This is a genomic window from Methylibium rhizosphaerae (assembly GCF_006386545.1).
Classification (GTDB): domain Bacteria; phylum Pseudomonadota; class Gammaproteobacteria; order Burkholderiales; family Burkholderiaceae_C; genus Pseudorivibacter; species Pseudorivibacter rhizosphaerae.
In genome coordinates, this window is the sequence record NZ_SWAR01000062.1 from 1 (window position 1) to 21,477 (window position 21,477).

22 protein-coding genes and 1 tRNA gene are annotated in these 21,477 nt (G+C 70.2%); 15 read left to right on the top strand and 8 right to left on the bottom strand.

The annotated features are described in order from the left end of the window. Positions 1-32: 32 nt before the first annotated feature. The 5 genes from selB to E8D38_RS26015 all read left to right on the top strand — a co-directional run bounded on the left by selB (position 33) and on the right by E8D38_RS26015 (position 5,335). Positions 33-1,910: a selenocysteine-specific translation elongation factor gene (gene selB, locus E8D38_RS25995; RefSeq protein ID WP_140637195.1), complete on the top strand. Its 1,878-nt coding sequence runs from the start codon at positions 33-35 to the stop codon at positions 1,908-1,910. A gap of 41 nt (positions 1,911-1,951) precedes the next feature. After that, a tRNA-Sec gene (locus E8D38_RS26000) sits at positions 1,952-2,047 on the top strand. Positions 2,048-2,127: 80 nt separating this feature from the next. Further along, complete coding sequence (locus E8D38_RS26005; RefSeq protein ID WP_140637196.1) at positions 2,128-3,105, top strand: efflux RND transporter periplasmic adaptor subunit; 978 nt, start codon at positions 2,128-2,130, stop codon at positions 3,103-3,105. 21 nt (positions 3,106-3,126) lie between these two features. Further along, a complete protein-coding gene (locus E8D38_RS26010; RefSeq protein WP_140637197.1) occupies positions 3,127-4,371 on the top strand; it encodes an ABC transporter permease in 1,245 nt (414 codons plus the stop codon). A gap of 259 nt (positions 4,372-4,630) precedes the next feature. After that, complete coding sequence (locus E8D38_RS26015; RefSeq protein WP_140637198.1) at positions 4,631-5,335, top strand: ABC transporter ATP-binding protein; 705 nt, start codon at positions 4,631-4,633, stop codon at positions 5,333-5,335. 7 nt (positions 5,336-5,342) lie between these two features. On the opposite strand, the gene E8D38_RS26020 is transcribed toward E8D38_RS26015, so the two are convergent. Then, on the bottom strand, positions 5,343-5,756 hold the full coding sequence (locus E8D38_RS26020) for a MerR family transcriptional regulator (protein ID WP_219851879.1): 414 nt from the start codon (positions 5,754-5,756) through the stop codon (positions 5,343-5,345). Between the two features lie 33 nt (positions 5,757-5,789). On the opposite strand from E8D38_RS26020, the gene E8D38_RS26025 reads away from it, so the two are divergent. Together E8D38_RS26025 and E8D38_RS26030 are read left to right on the top strand one after the other, a co-directional pair. Continuing rightward, positions 5,790-6,695, top strand: coding sequence for an MBL fold metallo-hydrolase (locus E8D38_RS26025; RefSeq protein WP_140637199.1), 906 nt, complete (start codon positions 5,790-5,792; stop codon positions 6,693-6,695). 117 nt (positions 6,696-6,812) lie between these two features. Further along, positions 6,813-7,304: a hypothetical protein gene (locus tag E8D38_RS26030; protein WP_140637200.1), complete on the top strand. Its 492-nt coding sequence runs from the start codon at positions 6,813-6,815 to the stop codon at positions 7,302-7,304. A 53-nt stretch (positions 7,305-7,357) separates the two neighbouring features. Here the strand turns inward: E8D38_RS26030 and E8D38_RS26035 are convergent, their stop codons facing one another. Beyond that, the gene (locus E8D38_RS26035; protein WP_140637201.1) at positions 7,358-8,047 is read right to left on the bottom strand and encodes a retropepsin-like aspartic protease family protein; all 690 of its coding nucleotides are present in this window, start codon (positions 8,045-8,047) and stop codon (positions 7,358-7,360) included. Beyond that, positions 8,013-8,501, bottom strand: coding sequence for a YajQ family cyclic di-GMP-binding protein (locus E8D38_RS26040; protein ID WP_140637202.1), 489 nt, complete (start codon positions 8,499-8,501; stop codon positions 8,013-8,015). The genes E8D38_RS26035 and E8D38_RS26040 overlap by 35 nt, the downstream gene beginning before the upstream one ends. Positions 8,502-8,572: 71 nt before the next feature. Here E8D38_RS26040 and murB point away from each other — a divergent pair, with 71 nt between their 5' ends. The 4 genes from murB (at position 8,573) to E8D38_RS26060 (ending at position 12,456) form a co-directional block, all read left to right on the top strand. Next, positions 8,573-9,589 carry a UDP-N-acetylmuramate dehydrogenase gene (gene murB, locus E8D38_RS26045; RefSeq protein WP_140637215.1) on the top strand — a complete coding sequence of 339 codons (1,017 nt, stop codon included), beginning with the start codon at positions 8,573-8,575 and terminating at the stop codon, positions 9,587-9,589. A 128-nt stretch (positions 9,590-9,717) separates the two neighbouring features. Beyond that, positions 9,718-10,587 (top strand): CsgG/HfaB family protein, encoded by an 870-nt coding sequence (locus tag E8D38_RS26050; RefSeq protein WP_140637203.1) that lies wholly within the window; start codon positions 9,718-9,720, stop codon positions 10,585-10,587. Between the two features lie 157 nt (positions 10,588-10,744). Further along, the gene (locus E8D38_RS26055; protein WP_140637204.1) at positions 10,745-11,479 is read left to right on the top strand and encodes a class I SAM-dependent methyltransferase; all 735 of its coding nucleotides are present in this window, start codon (positions 10,745-10,747) and stop codon (positions 11,477-11,479) included. Between the two features lie 77 nt (positions 11,480-11,556). Beyond that, positions 11,557-12,456 (top strand): hypothetical protein, encoded by a 900-nt coding sequence (locus tag E8D38_RS26060; RefSeq protein WP_140637205.1) that lies wholly within the window; start codon positions 11,557-11,559, stop codon positions 12,454-12,456. Positions 12,457-12,474: 18 nt separating this feature from the next. On the opposite strand, the gene E8D38_RS26065 is transcribed toward E8D38_RS26060, so the two are convergent. Further along, positions 12,475-13,239, bottom strand: coding sequence for a sulfite exporter TauE/SafE family protein (locus tag E8D38_RS26065; protein ID WP_140637206.1), 765 nt, complete (start codon positions 13,237-13,239; stop codon positions 12,475-12,477). A gap of 94 nt (positions 13,240-13,333) precedes the next feature. On the opposite strand from E8D38_RS26065, the gene E8D38_RS26070 reads away from it, so the two are divergent. Continuing rightward, the gene (locus E8D38_RS26070) at positions 13,334-14,218 is read left to right on the top strand and encodes a LysR family transcriptional regulator (RefSeq protein WP_140637207.1); all 885 of its coding nucleotides are present in this window, start codon (positions 13,334-13,336) and stop codon (positions 14,216-14,218) included. Positions 14,219-14,300: 82 nt separating this feature from the next. Continuing rightward, positions 14,301-15,377 carry a BMP family ABC transporter substrate-binding protein gene (locus E8D38_RS26075; RefSeq protein ID WP_140637208.1) on the top strand — a complete coding sequence of 359 codons (1,077 nt, stop codon included), beginning with the start codon at positions 14,301-14,303 and terminating at the stop codon, positions 15,375-15,377. 4 nt (positions 15,378-15,381) lie between these two features. Here the strand turns inward: E8D38_RS26075 and E8D38_RS26080 are convergent, their stop codons facing one another. Further along, positions 15,382-16,563 carry an MFS transporter gene (locus E8D38_RS26080; RefSeq protein ID WP_140637209.1) on the bottom strand — a complete coding sequence of 394 codons (1,182 nt, stop codon included), beginning with the start codon at positions 16,561-16,563 and terminating at the stop codon, positions 15,382-15,384. Positions 16,564-16,759: 196 nt separating this feature from the next. Here E8D38_RS26080 and E8D38_RS26085 point away from each other — a divergent pair, with 196 nt between their 5' ends. Further along, on the top strand, positions 16,760-18,304 hold the full coding sequence (locus E8D38_RS26085) for a cytochrome ubiquinol oxidase subunit I (RefSeq protein WP_140637210.1): 1,545 nt from the start codon (positions 16,760-16,762) through the stop codon (positions 18,302-18,304). A 19-nt stretch (positions 18,305-18,323) separates the two neighbouring features. Here E8D38_RS26085 and E8D38_RS26090 read toward each other — a convergent pair whose 3' ends face one another. The 3 genes from E8D38_RS26090 to ppnP form a co-directional block, all read right to left on the bottom strand. Further along, positions 18,324-18,977, bottom strand: coding sequence for an amino acid ABC transporter permease (locus E8D38_RS26090; protein WP_140637211.1), 654 nt, complete (start codon positions 18,975-18,977; stop codon positions 18,324-18,326). A gap of 65 nt (positions 18,978-19,042) precedes the next feature. Beyond that, complete coding sequence (locus E8D38_RS26095; protein WP_140637212.1) at positions 19,043-19,840, bottom strand: transporter substrate-binding domain-containing protein; 798 nt, start codon at positions 19,838-19,840, stop codon at positions 19,043-19,045. Between the two features lie 96 nt (positions 19,841-19,936). Further along, positions 19,937-20,257 (bottom strand): pyrimidine/purine nucleoside phosphorylase, encoded by a 321-nt coding sequence (gene ppnP / locus E8D38_RS26100; protein WP_140637213.1) that lies wholly within the window; start codon positions 20,255-20,257, stop codon positions 19,937-19,939. Between the two features lie 285 nt (positions 20,258-20,542). On the opposite strand from ppnP, the gene E8D38_RS26105 reads away from it, so the two are divergent. Continuing rightward, positions 20,543-21,442 carry an IS630 family transposase gene (locus E8D38_RS26105; protein WP_246099699.1) on the top strand — a complete coding sequence of 300 codons (900 nt, stop codon included), beginning with the start codon at positions 20,543-20,545 and terminating at the stop codon, positions 21,440-21,442. The last annotated feature ends 35 nt before the right edge of the window (positions 21,443-21,477 follow it).

Genomic DNA, 21,477 nt, shown 5'->3' on the forward strand with positions numbered 1-21,477 from the left:
CCCTCTCCCGCCAGCGGGAGAGGGCTCCGCACATGATCGTCGGCACCGCCGGCCACATCGACCATGGCAAGACCACCCTGGTGCGTGCGCTCACCGGGGTGGACACCGACCGGCTGCCCGAAGAGAAGAAGCGCGGCATCACCATCGAGCTGGGCTACGCCTTCATGGACGACGGCCGCATCGGTTTCGTCGACGTGCCGGGCCACGAGCGCCTGGTGCACACCATGCTCGCCGGCGCCACCGGCATCGACTGTGCGCTGCTGCTGGTGGCGGCCGACGACGGCGTGATGCCGCAGACCCGCGAGCACCTCGCGGTGTTGTCGCTGCTGGGGGTGTCGCGTGGCGCCGTCGTGGTCACCAAGGTCGACCGGGTCGAGCCCGGCCGCGTCGAGGCGGTGCGCACCGAGGCAGGTGCGCTGCTGTCGGGCACCCCGCTGGCCGGGGCGCCGGTGCATGCCGTGTCGGCCCATACCGGCGCCGGCATCCAGGGGCTCAAGGCCTGGCTGCAGGCCGAGGCTGCGGCCACGGCACGCAGGGACGACCCGACGGCCGCCTTCCGTCTCGCGGTGGATCGCACCTTCACCCTCGATGGCGTGGGCACGGTGGTCACCGGCACGGTGCACGCCGGGCGCGTGGGCATCGGCGACGAGCTCGTGCTCACCCCGGCAGCGCGCGAGCACCGTGTGCGGGTGCGCAGCCTGCATGCGCAGAACCGCCCCGTCGACGAAGCCCGCGCAGGGCAGCGCTGCGCCGTGGCGCTGGCCGGCATCGCGCGGGACGACATCGAGCGCGGCCAGTGGCTGGTGCATCCGGCGGTCCGCCTCGCGACCGACCGCATCGACGTGCAGCTCACCCTGTGGCAGGGCGAACCGAAAGGCTTGCGCTCCGGCACGCCGGTGCATGTGCACCTCGGTGCCGCGGCTGCCATGGGGACGGTGGCCTTGCTCGATGCGGGCGACACGCTTGCGCCGGGCGCCACCGCGCGGGTGCAGCTCGTGCTGCATGCGCCGGTGGGCGCCTGGCACGGCGACCGGGTGGTGCTGCGCGATGCATCGGCCAGCCGCACCCTCGCGGGCGGCACGGTGCTGGACCCGCTCGCGCCTGCACGCTATCGGCGCACGCCGCAGCGCCTGGCCGAGCTCGACGCGCTCGCGCTGCCAACACGTGAAGCGCGCCGCGATGCCTTGCTGGCCGTGGCGCCGCACGGGCTTGACCTGCGCCGCTTCGATGCCATGCAGGGGGTGGTGCGCGCGGAGGAGGCCGGCGGCTGGGCCATCGGCGCGGCCCAGCGTCTGGCCACCCGGGATGCCGTCATGAGTGCGCTCGCCGCCTTCCATGCCGGCGCACCCGAGGAGCCGGGGCCCGATGCCGCGCGCCTGCGCCGCCTGGCCGCGCCGCGCCTGCCGGAGGCGCCCTGGCTGCAGCTGCTGGCCGAATGGGTGGGCGAGGGCGCCCTGGTGCGCAGGGGCGCCTATGTGCAGCGGCCCGAGCATGGCGCGCTGCTGTCAGCCACCGAGGAGCGCATCGCGCAGAAGGTGGCGCCGCTGCTGGCCGGCGGCAGCTTCGACGGTGTGTGGGCCCGCGACATGGCGCGCGATGCGAAGGAGTCCGAAGCCCTGGTGCGCACCGCGCTCGCCCGGCTGGCACAACGCGGCGAACTGCACCAGGTGGTGAAAGACCTGTACTACGCGCCGCAGACCATGGCCACACTCGCCGGCATTGCGCGGCAGGTGGCGGCGGCCCAGGGAGGCGAGGTCACCGCGGCGGCATTCCGCGATGCGACCGGCCTGGGCCGCAAGCGCGCCATCCAGATCCTGGAGCACTTCGACCGCATCGGCCTGCTGCGCCGCGTGGGCGACGTGCACAAGTTGCGCAGCGACACGCAGCTGTTCGCCGAGGCCGCGAAATGAGCTTCGTGCGGGCGTGTCGCAGCGAGTGGGAGCGAGTCACAGGAAGGAAAACGACCCTGGTGGGTCGGCCGGGCTTCAAACCCGGTGGGTGGCGCCATGCGCCGCCGGGCGGGTTCGACTCCCGTTTCCTTCCGCCATCAACCCTTGCGCCGCAAGGCCGCCAGCGGCACGAGGCCCAGCAGCAGCATCAGGCCGAGCGCCGGCCGCCGTGCTGTCGATGGCCGCGGCCGCCGTGGCGGCTTGGCGCCTGTGGCCCGCTGCGGTGGAGGTGGCGCGGGTCGCGCGCGGCCCCGCCGTCGAAGCGGTGTACGCCACCGGCGTGGTCGAGCCCACGGTGATGATGCCGGTGGCGCCGCGTGCCGGCGGGCGGCTGGCGGCCCTGCTGGCCGACGAGGGCGAGACCGTCCGGCGCGGCCAGGTGCTGGCACGGGTGGAGGCGGCCGACCTCGAGCAGACCGTGCAGGAGATGGCCGCGCGCGAGCAGCTGGCGCGCGCGCAGTTCGAGCGCACGAAGGACCTGGTGGCGCAGAAGTTCGTGTCACCCGCGGAGCTCGACCGCACCCGCGCCGAGCTGGCCGCGGCCGAGGCGGCGCTGCGGCGCTCGCAGGCCCAGCGCGACTACAACCGCCTGGTGGCGCCGGCCGACGGCGTGGTGCTGCGGCGCGACGGAGAGATCGGCCAGTTCGTCCCTGCTGGGCAGGCGGTGTTCACCCTGGCCTGCTGCGCTCCGCTGCGCGTGTCGGCCGAAGTGGACGAAGAAGACATCGTGCGGGTGAAGCCCGGCCAGAAGGTCACGATGCGGGGCGACGCGCTGCCCGACATGCTGTTCGACGGCGAGGTCGCCGAGATCACGCCCAAGGGCGATCCGGTGGCGCGCAGCTACCGCGTGCGCATCCGCTTCGCCGACCCGGCCCGGGCCGAATCCAGCGGCCTGCGCAGCGGCATGACGATGGACGCCAACCTTGTGATCTCGCAGCGCGAAGGCGTGCTGCTGGTGCCCAACCGCGCGCTGCACAGCGACGAGGTCTGGATGCTCCAGGACGGCAGGGTGCACAAGCGTCAGGTCAAGCGCGGCGTGGCCGGCACCGAGCGCACCGAGGTCACCGAAGGGCTGGCAGAGGGCGACACGGTGGTGCTGTCGCCGGCGGAAGGCCTGCGGGAAGGGCGGCGGGTGCGGCCTGCGCCGGCGCGTTGAGCAGGACGCCGAGGCGCAACGATGCACATCGCGCTCGACGTCGCCCTGGCCCACCTCACCAGCCGCAAGCGCCAGACGCTGGTGTCGCTGACCGGGGTGGTGCTAGGCGTCGCCTTCTTCCTGGCCGTGTCGTCGCTGATGCGCGGCTCCGAAAAGGACTTCCTCAAGCGCCTGGTCGACAACAGCCCGCACATCACGGTGTACGACGAGTACCGTCATGCACGGGTGCAGCCGGCGGCGCTGCGCTGGCCCGACGGTGCGGTGGCGGTGCGCAACGTGAAGCCGCAGCGCGAGACCCGCGGCATCCGCGGCTGGCCCGAGCGGCTTGCGCTGGCCGAGTCGCTGCCCGGCGTGCGCGCGGCCCCGGTGCTCACCGGCTCGGTGGTCCTCACCTTCGCCGGGCGGCAGCAGGCGGTGGCGCTGTCGGGCGTGGTGCCCGGGAAGATGAAGGGCGTGAGCACCATCGAGGACAAGATGGTCCACGGCTCGCTCCATGCGCTGGAGGCCAATCCGAACGGCATCGTCGTCGGCCAGGGCCTGCTCGACAAGTTCAGCCTGCAGCCCGGCAGCAACCTGAGCCTGCTGGCCGCCGACGGCCAGAGCCGTTCGCTGCGCGTGGTGGGCGTGTTCCGCACCGGCAATGCCGGCTACGACGAAGGCCAGGCCTTCGTGCTGCTCAAGCGCGCCCAGTCGCTGCTCGGGCGGGAGAACCGCGTCAACCGCCTGATCATCCAGATGGACGATGCCTACGCCGCACAGGACGTCGCGCGCAGCATCGAGGTGGGCACCGGCTACAAGTCGGTGTCGTGGATCGAGGCGTCGGAAGACCTGCTGAGCCTGCTGCTGGTGCGCAACATCATCATGTACAGCGTGGTGTCGGCCATCCTGGTGGTCGCCTCGTTCGGCATCTACAACACCATCTCGACCATCGTGATGGAAAAGACGCGCGACATCGCGATCATGAAGTCGATGGGCTTTCGCGCCCGCGACGTGCGCCGCATCTTCCTGCTCGAGGGGCTGATGGTCGGCCTCATCGGCAGCGGCTTCGGCGTGCTGGCGGGCGTCGGCCTCATGCAGGTACTCGCCCGGGTTGAGGTGCGTCCGCCCGGGGTGGTGGAGGTGGTGCGGCTGCCGCTGTGGTGGGGGCCTGAGCAGTACGCGCTGGCCGCGGCGTTCGCGCTGGCGTCGTGCCTGGCGGCGTCGTACCTGCCCGCGCGACGGGCCGGGCGGGTGCATCCGGTGGACATCCTGCGGGGGGCGGCATGAGACACCCTGTGTCAACCTGGATGTCGAGGGCCGAGCCCTCGGGGGATCGTCCGGCGTACCCGCCGGACGAGGGGCAGACATCTTTGCGGGCCGAGCGCCGGGCCGCTCCCAAGCCGGCCCGCATCCCCCCGGGGGATCGGCCGGCGTACTCGACGGGCGAGGGGCCGACATCCCAGCGGGCCGAGCGCCGGGCCGCTCCCAAGCCGGCCCGCATCCCCCCGGGGGATCGGCCGGCGTACTCGACGGGCGAGGGGCAGAAATGAGTGCCGACGCGGCCGTCATCCGGGTCGAGGGCGTGAGCCGCACCCTCGAAGGAGAAGTGCCCGTCACGCTGGTGCGCGAGGTGAACCTGCAGATCGACCGTGGCGAGTTCGTGGCCGTCATGGGCCCGTCGGGCTCGGGCAAGTCGTCGCTGCTGTACCTGCTGGGCCTGCTGGACGTGCCCACGCGCGGGAGCATCGTCATCGACGGCGAAGACACCACCGGCTTCGACGACGATCGCCTCACCGACCTGCGACTGGCCAAGCTGGGCTATGTATTCCAGTTCCACTTCCTGCTGGCGGAGTTTTCGGCGCTCGACAACGTGATGCTGCCCATGCGCAAGCTGGGCCGGCTCGGCGATGAAGCGGCGCGCACGCGGGCCCATGAGCTGCTCGACCGGCTGGGGTTGCAGGGCCAGCATGGCAAGCGGCCCGGCCAGCTGTCCGGCGGCCAGCGCCAGCGTGTGGCGATCGCGCGGGCCCTGGCCAACGACCCGCTGGTGATCCTGGCCGACGAACCCACCGGCAACCTGGACTCGGCGTCGAGCGCCAACGTCCGCGAGATCCTGCACGCGCTGACCCGGGACTTCAGCAAGACGGTGGTGGCGGTCACCCACGACGCCGGCTTCGCATCGGCGGCGGACCGCCGCATCGGCATCGTCGACGGACGCATCGACTTGGCCTGGCGGCCCGAGCCGGTGTGACCCGGGCTCAGGCGGCCACACCGCCGTCGCTCGTGCCGCCCTTGCGTTCGAGCACACGGATCTGCTGCGCCAGCTGCCTGCGCGCCTGCTTCATCTGTTCGAGATGCCGGTCGGTCTCGGCCAGCTTGGCCCGCAGCATGTCGAGGAAGCGGGTGCAGTTGCGGCCGGCCGGCACCGCCGCCCGCATGGCCGACCGGATCTCCGCGAGTGAAAAGCCGAAGCGCTGCGCCTGCTGGATCATCTGCAGCGTCGTCACCGTGCTGGCGGGGTAGTCTCGATAGCCGTTGCCGCGTCGTGCCGGCGCCGGCAGCAGGCCCTGCGCCTCGTAGAACCGGATGCCCGAGGTGCGAAGGCCGGTGGCCTGCGCGAGTTCGCCGATCCTCATGTGCCGCTTGACCTTCAAGTGCTGTTGAAGGTTCATGATAGCGGCCCGTTCGACAAGGAATCGGCCCCCATGATGAAGAAGACCCGCATGTTTTCTCTGGCGATCGCGACGGCGCTGGCGGTGCTTTGCCATGCCGGTGCTGCTGCCGAGGAGGCTGCGTTGCCGCAGGCGAGTCCGCCCGCGGGCATGACCATCGGCGCCGTGCTGGCGGGCAAGATGTTCTCGCGCGCCGCGCTGGCGTACAACGGCGGCCGCTTCGGCGACGAGCGGGTGTTCGGCATGAGCGCGCTGCTGGTCCACCACCCCCAGGGCGACCTTCTCATCGACGCCGGATTCGGCCGCAATGTCGATGTGCACATCGAAACCACCCCGTGGCTCATGCGCAAGGTCTCGCGCTACGAGAAGGAGACGCCGGTTGCGCAGCAGCTGGCCGCAGCGGGCATCGACCCGGGTCGGCTGAAGGGCGTGGTGATCACCCATGCCCACTGGGACCACGTGAGCGGACTCGAGGACCTGCCCGGCGTGCCGGTGTGGGTGAACCAGGCCGAGCTGGACTTCATCCGCTCGGGCCACGAGACCACCGAGCTGGCACGCCGGCTGGACCTGAAGACCTACCAGGTGTATGCCTTCGGCGGCCCGGCCTATCTCGGTTTCCCGGCGAGCCATGACGTCTTCGGCGACGGCAGCGTGGTGCTGGTGCCGGCCCCAGGGCACACGCCGGGCTCGACCATCGTTTTCGTCAGCCTGCCCGGGGGCCAGCGCTATGCGCTGGTGGGCGACCTGGTATGGCAGATCGAAGGCGTGGACCTGCCGGCCGAGAAGCCCTGGATCTCGCGCCGCCTGGTGGACTTCGACCAGGAGGCGACCCGGGCGCTGGTGCAGCGCATGCACGAGCTGAAACGCCGGCTGCCCGCCCTGGTGGTGCTTCCGGCGCACGACCGGCGCCTGTGGGAGCAGCTGCCCCGCCTGCGCTAGCTAGTCCGTCCTGAGGATGCAGGGCCGGACGCCTCAACCTAACCTTCGGCCAAGACGGAAGGGCGCCGGCCGGTGCATCATGGCGCCCGTCTGGCACGGCAAACCTTCGGAGGTGCGATGAGTGCGGCGTCCCTGGCCCAGTACCACGCCAACCGCGTCAACAAGGAGATGCCCCGCGTCCTGGGCAAGCTGCGGGCGCTGGGTTCGCACCTGCGCCTGCTGTCGGCGCTGGGCGGCACGAAGGCCCTAGAGGCACGCGACCTGCTGCGCTGCGCGCGCGACGCCCGCGAGGCGGCCTACGACCTGAAGCATTCACTCACCCAGATGGCCGAATTCCGCTCGTCGGTGGGCCGGCGCGGCCTGGGAGAACGTTACGGCCTGTTTGCCGCCAACTACCAGGGCCTGTCGCGGCAGATTTCGGCCGAGTTCGAGCTGGTCGAGCGGCGTGCGAAGGATCTGGAGCAAGGCGCACTGGCCCGCATCAACGAACCCGGCCGCTGGGGCGACGCGGCCGCAGGAGGCGCGGTCGCCGAGCTGTCAGCGCTGCTGGCCCAGGTGCTCGAGCTTTGGGGCCTGCTATTGGTGAAACGCAAGCTCTCCCGGCAGTGACCAGTGACCCGGCATTCACGAGTCACCAGTCACAAGTCATCAGTCACTATTCATCAGAACCGCTTGTCCAGCGTCAGCAGGTCGTTCTCCCGCTTCATCTGGAAGCGGCCGAGGAAGCTGTTGCCCAGCAGCACATAGGGCATCGGCGCCGGCTGCACGATGGCGTCGACGTTGTAGATCTCGACGTCGTTGATGCGCACCGAGTTGAGCTTGACGAGGTAGCCGACGGTGGTGCCGTTGGCCGTGCCGACAGGGATGCGCCGGCCGTGCAGGTAGGCCAGCCCGATGCGCTCGGCCTCGGCCTGCCCGAGCGCGATGGTCGTGGCGCCGGTGTCGACCAGGAAGTTGACGTTGCGCCCGTTGATGCTGCCGTTGGCATAGAAATGCCCGCCCTGACCTGCGGTCAGCAGGATCTGCGAGCCGTTCGCTCCGCCGCCTGCGCCCCCCAGGCTCACCGGCGCCGCGCCCAGCATCACGGTCTGGCGCTTGCCGGCGATCTCGACCACCGCGTCGGTACTGGTGACCTTGACGACCTTGACGCCCTGGGCCGACTCGCCGGCCGCCAGTGCGCGCGGGGCGCCGCCGTCGATGACGAGCAGCGCCTTGCTGCCCATGCTGCCGGTCATGGCCACCGACTGCGCCACGGCGCTGCCGGCGAGCAGGCAGGCGGCTGCGCAGAGCAGGGCGCGCACGGCGTGGCTCGCGGCCTCAGTCGCGGAAATTGGTGAAGGACAGCGGCGCATCGGTGATCTCCTTGCGGATCAACGCGATGGCGGCCTGCAGGTCGTCCCGCTTGGCGCCGGTGACGCGCACCACGTCGCCCTGGATGGCGGCCTGCACCTTCATCTTGCTGTCCTTGATGAGCTTCTGGAGCTTCTTGGCCAGCTCGCTTTCGATGCCGGCCTTGACCTTGACGAGCTGCTTGACCTTGTCGCCGCCGATCTTCTCGACCTTGGCACTGGTGTCGAGGAAACGGGCGTCGACGTTGCGCTTCGTCAGCTTGGCCACGAGGATATCCATCACCTGGCCGAGCTGGAAATCGCTGTCGGCGTAAAGCGTGACTTCCTTGTCCTTCTGCTCGATCTTGGAGCTGCTGCCCTTGAAGTCGAAGCGCGTGCCGATTTCCTTGTTGCTCTGGTCGATGGCGTTGCGCACCTCGACGAGGTTGGGTTCGAGGACGGTATCGAAGCTGGGCATGGTGAGGGCACGGCGCGGCGCGCTGCGAAGGGCTGGGTGAGATGGGCGAAAATTCTGCCATGCCGACCGATCTGCCGATCGAAAAGAACGTGAGCCTGAAGGCTTACAACACCTTCGGCCTGCCTGCGCAGGCCGAGACGCTCGTGCGCGTGACCAGCGAAGCCGACGTGCGCCGCGTGGTCGACCATCCGCAACTGGGCCGGGCGCCGAAGTTCATCCTGGGCGGCGGCAGCAACGTCGTGCTCACGCGTGACGTCACCGCCACCGTGCTCAAGATCGAGATCAAGGGCCTGCGGGTGGTCGAGGTGCGCCACAACGCCGTGATCATCGAGGCCGGCGCCGGCGAAACCTGGCACGACACCGTGGCCTGGACCCTGGAGCAGGGCTACCCGGGCCTGGAGAACCTGGCCCTCATCCCGGGCACGGTGGGGGCTGCGCCGGTGCAGAACATCGGCGCCTACGGCGTGGAGCTGAAAGACCGGTTCGAGTCGCTCGACGCGGTGGACCTCGTCACCGGCCGCACCGTCACGCTGTCGCGCGAGATGTGCCACTTCGGCTACCGCGACAGCGTCTTCAAGCAGGCGCTGGCCGGCAAGAGCGTGATCACCCGCGTGCGCTTCCGGCTGCCGCGGCCGTGGCTTGCCGAGCTTTCCTATCTCGAGCTCGACCGCAAGCGGCACGACAGCGGCATCGGCAACCCGGGCCCGCAGCAGGTGTTCGACTGGGTCTGCGAGATCCGGCGCGCAAAGCTGCCCGACCCCGCCGTGATCGGCAACGTCGGCAGCTTCTTCAAGAACCCGGTGGTCACCGAGGAGCAGTGCCGCGACATCATCGGCCGCGACCCGGAGATCGTGCACTACCCCATGCCCGACGGCACGGTGAAGCTGGCCGCCGGCTGGCTGATCGATGCCTGCGGCTGGAAGGGCAAGTCCATCGGCGGGGCCGGCGTCTACGAGAAGCAGGCGCTGGTGCTCGTGAACCGCGGCAGTGCCTCGGGCGGCGAAGTGGTCACGCTGGCGCGTGCCATCCAGGAAAGCGTGTACGGCCGCTTCGGCATCCGGCTCGAGCCCGAGCCGGTGGTGGTGTAGGGCCAGGCCCCGGCTGCGCCACTGTCCCCTCGATGTAGGGGGGACGCGCGCATCTCCGCTTGACGGTGCATGCGCAGCTCCCTACCTTCGGTTGGTGACATTCTTCACACATCCATAGAGGGATCCTTATGCGTGATGTACAAGCGCGCGGCCATGCGCGGCCGGGCTTCGCTGCGGGCCTGGCGCTGGCCGGCGCAGCGGTGCTTTCGCTGAGCGGTTGCCTGGCCACTTCGCCTACGCTGGGCGGCGGCAGCAACACCGTCAGCGGCGCGGCCGGCGGCTCCACGGCGGCCAATGCCAACAGCAACCTGGAACGCTGCGACGAATCGCTCGGCACGCTGGCGGTGGTGGAGGACCAGTCGGCTCCGTGGTGGGGCTACTACTCGCGCTACAAGCTCGGCTCCACCGTGCCGGTGCTGCGGATGATGATCCAGCAGTCGAACTGCTTCGTGGTGGTCGAGCGCGGCCGGGCCATGAACAACATGATGCAGGAGCGTGCGCTCGAGCGGTCCGGCGAGGTGCGCCAGGGCAGCAACTTCGGCCAGGGCCAGATGGTGGCGGCCGACTACACCATGAGCCCGAGCGTCAACTTCAGCCAGAAGGGCACCGAAGGCGGGCGCCTCGGCCTCGGCGGGCTGGGCATGCTCGGCTCGGTGGTCGGTGCCGCGGCCGGCAGCTTCAAGGCCAACGAGGCCTCCACCACCTTGCTGATGATCGACAACCGCTCCGGCGTGCAGCTCGCCGCGGCCGAAGGCAGCGCCAAGAATTTCGACTTCGGCCTCTCCGGCTGGGGCTGGACCGGCGGCCTCGTCGGCTCGGCCAGCGGCTATGCCAACACGCCCGAAGGCAAGATCGTCACGGCCGCCTTCGTCGACTCGTACAACCAGCTGGTCAAGGCGGTGCGCAACTACAAGGCGCAGACCGTGCGCGGCGGCCTGGGCACGGGCGGGCGGCTGGGCGTGCAGGGCGGCACCACACCGGCGTCCAGCAAGAAGTGAGCTGCAGGCGACGCGCCGCCTCGCCGACGCAAGGGCCGCCCGATGCGGCCCTTTTTCATGCAAGGGCGCGCGCCGGCGCCGGTGCAGGCCCGGACGGCGCCTGCGATCGGATATGCTGCGCCGCGCCTTCCGACGTTCCCTCGCGTCCCGCCCCGAAATGACCAGCCCGCTCCCTTCAGCCGCCGGCAGCGCCATGCCGCCGCACGTGCCCGAAACCGCCTTCGGCGTTTGGTTCCTGCAGACCCCCACCTGGACCGTGCACGTGCTCGAACGTGCGCTGAAGGACCTCGAGCGGCTGATCCCCGATCGCCGCGCCAGCTACCCGGTGGTGATCGACGTGGGCTGCGGCTGGGGGCGCTCGCTGCCGAAGCTGCACCAGCGTTTTTCGCCGCAGCGCCTGATCGGCATCGACGTGGACCCGAAGATGCTCGACGCCTCGCGGCGCGAGGTGCAGCAGGCCGGCATTGCCAATGCCGAGTTCGTTCATTGCTCCAGCTCGGCGCTCGCGCTGCCCGACAACAGCGTGGACCTGCTGTTCTGCCACCAGACCTTCCACCACCTCATCGACCAGGAAGACGCGATCCGCGAGTTCTTCCGGGTGCTGAAGCCGGGCGGCATCATGCTGTTCGCCGAATCGACCCGGCGCTACATCCATTCCTGGATCATCCGGCTGCTGTTCCGCCACCCGATGGAAGTGCAGAAGACCGCCGGCGAATACCTGGCGCTGGTGCGCTCGGCCGGCTTCGTGGTGAAACCGGAAGCCGTGTCCTACCCCTACCTGTGGTGGAGCCGCGAAGACCTCGGGATCCTGGAGCGCTGGTTCGGCGTCAAGCCTGCGGCCGACCGCGAGGAAACGCTCATCAACCTGGTGGCCGTCAAGCCGGCGCCTTGAGCGGCGCCAACGTGGCGTAACACGGGCTGTCGCAGCCGGCGCAGAATCGCTGCGCCGTTTCCGACTCGAGGCCCCTCATGCGCTACTCCTTCATCGCCCTGTGCATCACCCTCGGCTGCGCCCTGCAGCCGGCTCACGCGCAAGTGAGCGTCAGCGTGAACATCGGCATCAACGTGCCGGCCTATCCGCAGATGGTCGTGGTGCCCGGCTACCCGGTGTACTACGCGCCGCAGGTGCGGGCGAACTTCTTCTTCTACGACGGCATGTACTGGGTGTTCGAAGACGACAGCTGGTACATGAGCGCCTGGTACAACGGGCCCTGGCAGTTGGTTGCTCCGGTGTACGTGCCGTACTACGTGCTGCGCGTGCCGGTGCGCTACTACCGCTCGCCGCCGCCGTACTTCCGCCCGTGGGCGGTGAGTGCGCCGCCGCGCTGGGGGCAGCACTGGGGGCCGCAATGGGAGCGCCAGCATCGCGGCTGGGACCGCTGGGATCGCCATGCCGCGCCGCGGCCGGCGCCGCTGCCCAGCTACCAGCGCCGGTATGCGGGCGACCGCTATCCGCACCGTGAGCAGCAGGCCGAGCTGCTGCGCCAGAACTACCGCTACCAGCCGCGCAGCAGCGTGGCGAAGGAGCAGTACCAGCGCGAGCGCTACCAGGCCCAGCCGGCGCAGCAGCGGCCACCCCAGCAGCAGCACCGCGAAGCGCGGCAGCAGGAGCCGCGCCGCACCGAGCACCGGCAGCAGCAGCCCTGGCAGATGCAGCAGCACCCGCAGCCGCATCCTCAGCAGCAGCAGCAGCAGCAGCCTCAGCCCCGGATCGAGCATCGGCAGCAGGCGCCCGAGCAGCGGGGCTGGCAGGGGCAAGGCCAGGTTCAGGGGCAGGAGCGGGACCGTGGCCGGCGCGACGAGGGCGGCGGCGGCAAGCGCGACCAGCGCGACCAGCGCGAGGAACGCGGCCGCGGCCATGACAAGTAGCGCCGCGCTGGCCGGGCCTTACCGTGCCCCCGCCAGCGCCAGGTAGCCTCCCAGCGCACCCAGGCCGGCGAGGAACCAGCGGCGGAAGGCGAGCGGGCTCAGCCCCTCGCGCGCCCACTGGCCCAGCGCCATGCCCATGAGCGCGGCCGACAGCGCCAGCGCAGAGGCGGGCAGCATGCCGGCGGTGAAGGCGCGGCCGGCCATCAGCTGCCCGGCCAGCGCAAGCGTCGAGATGGTGAAGGTCAGGCCCAGCGCCTGCACGAGTTCGTCCCGCCCCAGCCTCAGCGACTGCAGGTAGGGCACGGCCGGCAGCACGAACACGCCGGTGGCCGCGGCCAGCAGCCCTGTCAATGCGCCGGCGGTGATGCTGGCCAGGCGCTCATGGGCCGGTCGCGGCGCCGGCAGTGCCAGGCCCGACAGGCCCAGGCCGGCATAGGCCAGCAGGCAAAGCCCCAGCAGCACCCGCGAGCCGACGCTGCCGCCCGGCGTGCCCAGGAGCGCGGCGCCGACCCAGGTGCCCGTCACCACGCCCAGCTGCAGCGGCCAGAGGCGGCGGCACAGCGAACGCAGCGCCGGCCCGTTGAACAGCTGCCACACGTTGGTGACCAGCGAGGGCACGATCAGCAGCGCGGCCGCTTCGGCCGGCGCCAGGCGCAGGCTCAACAGGGCCATCGCGATGGTGGGCAGGCCCAGCCCCACCATGCCTTTCACGAAGCCGGCCAGCGCGAAAACGAGAGCCAGCGCCATCGGCAGCCAGGGGGTGGTGAACAGGTCTTCGAGCATGCAGCGCAGCATCGGCGCTGAGGCGACCGGCGTAAATCTGCATGATGTTGACCCTGCGTTCGGAAATCCAGAACGCAACCGCCGGAGCTGCGCCATGCGATTCGACCTCACCGACCTGCGCCTGTTTCTCGAGGTGGCCGATGCCGGCAACCTGACCCACGGCGCCGAGCGGGCCCACCTGTCGGTGGCCTCGGCCAGCGCGCGGGTGCGCGGCATGGAACAGATGCTGGGCGTCAAGCTGCTGGAGCGGCTGCCTCGCGGCGTGCAGCTCACGCCGGCCGGCCTTGCCCTGACGGAACACGCGCGTGCGCTGTTGCAGCGGGCCCAGCAGATGCGCGGCGACCTTGCGCAGTTCGCCCGCGGCATCAAGGCCCAGGTCCGGCTGCTGGCCAACACCTCGGCGCTTGCCGAGCACGTGCCCAAGCCGCTCGGCGCCTTCCTGCTGGCGCACCCGCAGGTCGATGTCTATGTCGAGGAGCGCACCAGCGCCGAGATCGCGCTGGGCCTGCTGCGCCAGCAGGCCGACGTGGGCATCTGCTCCGCCTCGGTGGAACTGGCCGGCCTCGCCACGCGGCCCTTCGTGCAGGACCGCCTGGTGGCGGTGGCCGCGCCCACGCATGCACTGGCACGCAAAGCCTCGTGCAGCTTCGCGCAGGTGCTCGACCATGAGCTCGTCGGCCTCACCGCCGGCAGCGCCTTGCACGACCACCTCGTGTGGCAGGCCGAACGCACCGGCCGCACCATGCGGCTGCGTGCGCGGCTTCGCGGCTTCGACGGCGTGTGCGCGCTCGCGGCGCAGTCGGTGGGCGTGGCGGTCGTGCCCGAGTCGGCGGCGCGGCGGGCCCGCCGCTCGATGAAGCTGGCCATGGTCTGGCTCACCGACACCTGGGCCAGCCGCGACATGCTGCTCGCGTTTCGCTCGTGGGAAGAGGCCGCGCCCGCGGTGCGCGCCTTCATCGATGCGCTGTCGCCGCGCTGACCGACGGCCCCACAATCCCCAGGCCGCGCCGCGTGCCCCCGCGTCCGGCCTTTGCCGCCTCGGGGCCATGTAGAGGAACACCATGTACAAAAACCTCCGGCGCGCGCTTGCGTCCGCCTTCCTGGCCGTTGGAGCGGCCGCCGCCTTCGCCCAGCAGCAGCCCCTCAAGGTCGGCTTCGTCTTCGTGAGCCCGATCGGCGAGGCCGGCTGGACCTACCAGCACAACGAGGGCCGCCTGGCCATGGAACGGGCACTCGGCCCCGCGGTGTCGACCACGGTCGTGGAGTCGGTGGCCGAAGGGCCCGATTCGGAGCGGGTGATGCGCGAGCTGGCCGCCACCGGCCACCAGCTCGTCTTCGCCACCAGCTTCGGCTACCTCGAACCCGCCTTGCGGGTGGCGGCCGAGTTCCCGGCCGTGAAGTTCGAACATGCCGGCGGCTACAAGACCGCGCCCAACCTCAACACCTACAACGCCCGCTTCTACGAGGGCCGCTACCTTGCCGGGCTGCTGGCCGGCCACGCCAGCAGGAGCGGCGTGGCAGGTTACGTGGCCGGCTTTCCGGTGCCCGAGGTGGTGCAGGGCATCAACGCCTTTGCGCTGGGCATGCGGTCGGCCAACCCGAAGGCCACCGTGCGCGTGCTGTGGCTCAACACCTGGTTCGACCCGGGCCGGGAGCGCGAAGCGGCCCAGAGCCTCATTGCGCAGGGTGCCGACGTGCTGACCAACCACAGCGCGTCAGCGGCGGTGGCGCTCACCGCCGAGGAGCGAGGCGTGAAGCTGCTCGCCTACCAGAGCGACATGCACAAATTCGCACCGAAAGCTCAGCTGGCCGCGGTGACGCATCACTGGGGCGGCTACTACACGCAGGTGGCCGGCAGCGTGCGGGCCGGCACCTGGCAGCCCAGGCCGGTATGGGGCGGGCTCAAGGATGGGTTCGTGCAGCTCTCGGCGCTGTCGCCGGCGCTGCCGAAACCCGTGGTGTCGGCCGTCGAGAAGCGGCGCGGCGAGATCGTCGCCGGCCGCTTCGCTCCGTTTTCAGGACGGCTGGTCGATCAGCAGGGCAAGGTGAGGCTGGCCTCGGGGGCGCTTTCCGACGCGCAGATCGCGACGATGGACTGGTTCGTCGAGGGGGTGGTCGGTTCGTTGCCGGCGCGGTGAGCGATCACGGGGCGACGGCGGCCGCCGGGTTGCGTCGCCGCTGGAGCGCGAGCCATCCAAGCGCCAGCGCGATCAGCCCGATCGGCAGCAGCGAGCCCCAGTTCAGCCAGTCCCAGCCCTGGGTGCTCACCAGCGCACCGGAGGCGAAGGCGGTGATCGCCATGGTGGTGTAGACCCAGAAGTCCATCGCCGCCTGCGCGGTGGTCTTCTCTTCGGGGCGATAGGCCTCGGTGAACAGCGTCGTGCCGCCCACGAACAGGAAGTTCCAGCCCACGCCGAGCAGCAGCAGTGCAACAAGGAACTGCATCAGGTCCACGCCCGACAGCGCCACCGCCACGCAGCCGAGATTGAGCAGCACGCCGGCCGCCATGACCTTCAGCGCGCCGAAGCGCTTGATGAGGTGGCCGGTGAAGAAGCTCGGCACGAACATGCCCAGCACATGCCATTCGAGTACCAGGGCCGTGCTCTCGAACGGGTGCTTGCACAGGTCCATCGCGATGGGCGTGGCCGACATGAGCAGGCTCATCACGCCGTAGCCGAGCGAGGCCGCCCCTACCGCCACGATGAACACCGGCTGGCGCGCGATCTCGCCCAGGCTGCGGCCGGGCCGCGCGGGGTCGTGCTTTGGCAGCGGCGCGAATTCGATGAAGCTCAGCACCGCGAACGCCAGCATCGCCACCAGGACCAGCGCCACGTAGGCGCCGACGAAGGGCATCTCGAACCAGTCGCGCGTGCGGGCGGCCAGGTTGGGGCCCACCACCGCGCCCAGGATGCCGCCGGCCAGCACCCAGGAGATGGCCTTTTCCTTGTATTGCGGCCCGGCGATCTCGGGCGCGGCGAAGCGGTACAGCGAGGCATTGGCGTTGTAGTAGCCGGCCACCGCAGTGGCCGCCACCAGGGCGGCGAACTGCCGGCTGGCGGCCGCCCATGCGCACAAGCCCATGGCCACCATGCCCACCACCAGGCCGAACTGGAACGAGCGCTTGCGGCCCCAGGCCCGCTGGCTGCGCGCCACGAGCCCGGTGGCCAGCGCGCCGCCCACCACGTAGCCCATCACCGGCAGCGTCGCCATCCAGGCCGCCGGGGCGAGCTGCAGGCCGACGAGGCCGTTCACCGCGATCAGCGCGACGTTGTTGATCAGGAACAAGCCTTGGCACAGGGCCAGCAGCCAGACGTTGCGATTCATGGCGGTGGGGTGTCGAAAAAGGTGCGCCAGTGTGACCGAAACCGGCACCTCGGGTGCTGCATTCACGACAGCGCCCCGCATGCGGTAACGGGGTGTTTGCCGGCTGCGATCAGGCGGCCGATGGCGGGCCTTCTCGTTCGATCGTCGCGCGCCGGCGGTCCCACACTGCGCGCTTCCACGCCGCCGCTTTGCCGCCATGACCCCCGACACCCTCGTGCTGACCTTGATGCGACTGGAGTTCGCGCTGACCGCGAGCTTCCACTACCTGTTCGTGCCGCTGACGCTCGGACTGGTGCTGGCGCTGGCGCTGATGGAAGCGGCCCATGTGGGCGGCGGCCGGGCGGTGTGGCGCGACGCGGCCCGCTTCTGGCGCCGGTTCTTCGTGCTGGCCTGGCTGGTGGGCATGGCCACCGGCTATCCGCTGCGCTGGCAGCTGCAGGCGCAATGGCAGGGCTACTCGCTGCAGGTGCGCGAGGTGCTCGAGGCGGTGATGCGGCTGGAAGCCGGCATCGCGCCGCTGATGCTGTCGCTGGTGGCGGTGCTCAGTCTGGCCGGACACAAGCTGGGCGCACGCGTGCGCCTGACGCTCAGCGTGCTGCTGGTGCTCGCGATGGCAGCCCAGGCCGCCGGCATCCTCACGCTCAATGCCTGGATGCAGCACCCGGTGGGCGTGCGCTTCTCGGCCGACGGCGCCCAGCTGCGTTCGTTGGCGGCGGTGTTCGCCAATCCCTATGCCCACACCAAGATCGCCCACACGCTGAGCGCCGCCGTCGTGACGGGCGCCTTCTTCATGCTCGCCGGCTCGGGCTGGTACCTGCTGCGGCGCCGCCACCTGGAGGTGGCGCGGGCCTCGATGCGGGTGGCCCTGCCGATGGCGCTGGCCGGCATGCTGGCCACGTTGTGGAGCGGCCATGAAAGTGCGCTCGACGTGGCGCGCCACCAGCCGATGAAGTTCGCCGCAATGGAGGCGCACTGGCACACCGGCGACGAAGCGGCGGCGCTGGTGCTGTGGGGCCGGCCCGACGTGAACGGCCGGCGCAACGTCCAGCCGCTCGAACTGCCGAAGGCCATGGGCTGGCTCGCCGGCGGCGAAGGCGGTTCGCCTGCCGGCATCGACCAGTTGCTGGAGCAATCGCGCGCGCGCCTGCGTGCCGCGGTGCAGCCGGGCGCCCCCGCCGCGCTGGCGGGTTGGCGCAGCCTCTACGAGCAGACCGCACGGCGCCAGGGCGATGCCTGGGCACGCCTGGCACCCGAACAGCGCATCGAAGTGGCGGCCCAGGCCAGCCTGCCGCATGTGCCGAGCCTGTTCGTCGCGTTCCGCCTGATGGTGGGCATCGGCCTGCTGCTGCTGGCATTGCTGTGCCTGGCCTGGTGGCGCCGCGGGCGCCTCGAATCGGGCTTGGCCGGCCGGCGCACGCTCGGCCTGCTGGTGTGTTGCCTGCCGCTGCCCTGGGTGGCCACGCTGGCCGGCTGGGCGGTGGCCGAGATGGGTCGCCAGCCGTGGGTGGTGTACGGCCAGCTGCCCACCAGCGCCGCGGCGGTCCTGCCCACGCTGGCCAGCGGCATCGGCGAGATCGTGGCCTTCATGGCCGCCTACGGCCTGCTCGGCCTCGCCTTCGTGGCGGGCTGCTGGTGGCTGCTGGCGCGCGGGCCCCAGCGCCAACCGCTGTGGACGCTGCTGCGGCGGCGCCCCGGTTCGGCCGGCTGGGCCGGCTGCACGACCACCGTCATGCAGCCGTAGCGCCCGCGCGTGCGGCGGCTCAATGCGGGAAGGCCAGCCGCTTTTCCAGCTGCCGCTGCACCTGCTCGAAGCTCAGGCTCAGCACCCAGTACACGCCGGCGGCGGCGATGTACAGCGGGAACGGCTGGAAGGTGGTGGAGATCAGCTCCTTGGTCGCCAGCATGAGCTCGGTGACCGCGATCACCGACACGAGCGAGGTGTCCTTGATGAGGCTGATGAGGCTGTTGCTGAGGCTGGGCACCGCCACCCGCAGCGCCTGCGGGGCGACCACGTAGCGCAGCGTCTGCACATGGGTGAGGCCGAGGCTGGTGCCGGCGGCCCACTGGCCCTGCCCGACGCCGGACACCGCCCCGCGCAGGCTTTCCGACAGGTAGGCCGCGACATTGAGCGTGAGCGCGAGGATGCCCGCGGTGAGCGGCGAGAACTCGATGCCGATGCTGGGCAGGCCGTAGTAGATGATGAACACCTGCACCAGCAGCGGCGTGCCGCGGAAGGCGCTCACGTACACGCGGGCGACCTGCGCGACGAGCGGCAGCTCGAGCACGCGCACCAGCGCGATCAGCATGCCCAGCGCCAGGCCCAGCACCATGGAGGCGACCGCAAACAGCAGCGTGTAGCCGGTGCCCTTGAGCATCACCGGCCAGGCCAGCTCCAACAGCGAGGCGAGATCCATCGAAGTCCTCCGGAAACGGCACCGCCCCTGGGATCGCCAGGGGCGGCGTTGCGGGTGCGGCGAGCTTACTGCGCCACGGGCGGCTTGCTCACGTCACGCCCGAACCACTTGTTCGAGATCTTCGCGAAGGTGCCGTCGGCCTTCAGGTCGGCCAGGGCCTTGTCGATGGCCTGCGCGAACTTCGGGTTGCCCTTGCGGAAGGGGATGGCGTTGCTTTCCACCTTGCCGATGGGCGCGCCGGCCTTCACCGGCAGCTTCGTCTTCTGCGCCAGGTAGGGGATGAGCAGGCTGTCGTTGAGCGCCACGTCGATGCGGCCGGTGGCGAGGTCCTGCAGGTATTCCGGCGCGCCGGGGTAGACCTTCACCTCGGCGCCGGCAAAGCCGCGCGCCTGCTCGGCATAGTTGCTGCCCTGGCCCACGCCGATCTTCAGGCCCTTCAGGTCGGCCGGGCCGGTGATCTTGCGGGTCTCGCTGGTGCGCACGATGAGCTGCGGGCTCGACACCACGTACGGGGCGCTGAAGTCGAAGGTCTCGCGGCGCTTGTCGGTGGCAGCCACCTGGTTGACGATCACGTCGTACTTGCCGGCCGACAGGCCCGCCAGGATGCCGCTCCACTCGGTGGTGGTGAACTCGGGCTTCACGCCCAGCCTGGCGGCCAGGCCTTCGGCGATCTCCACGTCGAAGCCGGTCAGTTTGCCTTGCTCGTCGCGGTAGTTGAAGGGCGGGTAGGTGCCTTCCAGGCCGATGCGCAGCGTGCCGCGCTGTTTCACTTCATCGAGCAGGTCGGCCGCATGGGCCACGCCGCCCGCCAGGGCCAGGCCGAGTGCGGCCGTGCGCAGCAGCAGGGAGAGTGCTTGTTTCATGAGTCGGCAATCAACAGGGGTTGGTGAGCGGCGCATGTTGCCACCGCAGCCCATTGCCAAAACGAGCATGGATATGCGGACGGCGCACAAGGCGCCTCAGGCGAAATGGCAGATGTAGTGGTACGGCTCGTTGCGCACCCGGATCTCGAAGCTCGAATTGCCCGGCACCGCGAACGACTGGCCCTCGGCATAGCGGGTCCATTCGGACTGGCCGGCCAGGCGCACTTCGCAGGCGCCGGCCACGCTTTCCATCACCTCGGGGGCGCCGGTGTTGAAGGTCAGCTCGGCCGGCAGGATCACCCCGACGCTCTTGCGGGTGCCGTCGGCCAGTTCGATGGTGTGCGAGACGCAGCGGCCGTCGAAGTAGACGTTGGCGCGGGCGGTGACGGTGGCGGCGGCAATTTTTTCGGTGGTCATGGTCGGCGGTCCTCGGTTGGAGGCGGGGATGCTACCGCCACCGGGGCCGGACTCCCCCCGAGGGGGGATGGTTGTGCACTGCACCGCGCACCAAACTGCCCGGCGTGGCCGCTAGGGCCTGTTATTGATCGGTCAACAAAATATCTAACAGATGCGTTGACTCAGCATGGCTAAACGCGACGCACGATTTCTGACTCCTGAAGCGCAGGCCGAGATTCGCCTGCGTGTGATCAACGCGCTGCAACACAAGCGGCGCAGACGTTTGGAGTCAGCCGCTGGTCGGTCGTGCAGTGGGCCAAGGCTCACAAGGCCGCTGGGGAGCAGGCGCTCGCGCCCAAGCGGCGCGGCCGGCGTTCGGGTGAGGCCGGCAAGCTCAGCGCCAAGCAGGCCACGCGCATGCGCGGGCTTGTCATAGGCAAGATGCCCGAGCAACTGAAGCTGCCGTTCTACCTGTGGACGCGCGCGGCAGTGCGCGAACTGATCAAGCGAGAGTGCGCGGTGAACCTGTCGCTGAGCTCGGTGGGCAGCTACCTGAAGAACTGGGGCCTGAGCGCGCAGCGCCCGGTCAAGCGAGCCTACGAACGCAACGACGAAGCGGTCACGCAGTGGCTGGCCGACGAGTACCCGCAGATCGCCGCGCGTGCCAAGCGCGAGCGGGCGCGCATCTACTGGGGCGACGAGACCGGCTTGCGCTCGGACGACGTGCGCGGGCGCAGCTTTGCGCTGGTGGGGCAGCCTGCGGTGGTACGCGTGCCCGGCAGGCGCTTCGGCTGCAACGTGATCTCGGCGCTGACCAACAAAGGCGAGATGAGCTTCATGGTCTTCGAGGGGCGCTTCCAGGCCGAGCAGTTCATCGGCTTTTGCGAGCGGTTGGTCAAGCAGTCGCCCACCAAAGTATTCCTCATCGTCGACGGGCACTCGGTGCACCGCTGCAAGAAGGTGCGCGACTGGCTGCAGCCGCGAACGCATCAGATCGAGCTGTTCTTCCTGCCCGGCTACGCCCCAGAACTCAACCCCGACGAACTGCTCAACGGCGACATCAAGCGTGCGGTCAGCCAGGTTCGACCGCGCGATCGCCAAGCCATGAAGGTGGCCACGCGCAAGTGGCTGCACCGCCGGCAGAAGCAGCCGGCAGTTCTCGCCAACCTGTTTGGAGCGCCTCATGTTCGGTACGCGGCAGCCTGACCGGTTGTTAGACATTTACCCGCCTGCTCAATAAC